The sequence below is a fragment of the Rhizobium sp. LARHSG275 genome, assembly GCF_052871115.1.
The window spans coordinates 1-693 of the sequence record NZ_JBIXJN010000067.1; the positions used below are offsets into that span (position 1 = coordinate 1).

Here is a 693-nt window from a genome sequence, read left to right on the forward strand (position 1 = left end):
CGCCTGGGCCGATCAGTCCGCTGACGATCCCGACCCGCATGCCCTCGGCCTGACAGCGCGCCATCTCGCCTATGTCATCTACACATCGGGATCCACCGGCACGCCGAAGGGCGTCATGGTCGAGCATCGCGGGATGACCAATTATCTAAGCTGGGCTCGTGAGAGCTATGCTCCCACATCCTCCTCCGTCGTCTCCTCTTCGCTCGCCTTCGATGCCACGGTCAACAGTCTTTTTGCGCCTTTGGTCGCTGGCGGCCATGCATTGCTTACAAAAGAGGGGGACGAGGTCGAGGGGATCAGGTTGAGGGTCCGCATACCGTGCGGGCTGGTCAATATCACCCCGATGCTTCTGGATGTTCTTGGGCAGCAACTGCAGTCGGCTGGAGATGCCAGTCAGGTGGAGGTGCTCGTCATTGGCGGTGAGGCATTGTCGTCTTCGACGGTCGAGCTATGGCGTCACATCCAGCCGGCTGCTAGAATGGTCAACGAGTATGGCCCAACGGAAGCGGTTGTCGGTTGTGCTTTCCATGACATCCCTGCAGATTTTTCCGCATCGACGAATGTGCCGATCGGCCGTCCGATTGCGAACACGCGGATCTATCTTCTGGACGGTCATGGCGCACCCGTTCCGTTTGGTGCGGTTGGCGAGCTTTATATCGGCGGGGCGGGGGTGGCTCGCGGCTACCTGAACCG

1 protein-coding gene is annotated in these 693 nt (G+C 60.3%); it reads left to right on the forward strand.

Annotation, left to right across the window (positions count from 1 at the left end; translation table 11 throughout):
- The coding region (locus ACIPSK_RS33045) for an AMP-binding protein (RefSeq protein WP_165421717.1) at positions 1–693 on the forward strand (693 nt) is incomplete at both ends.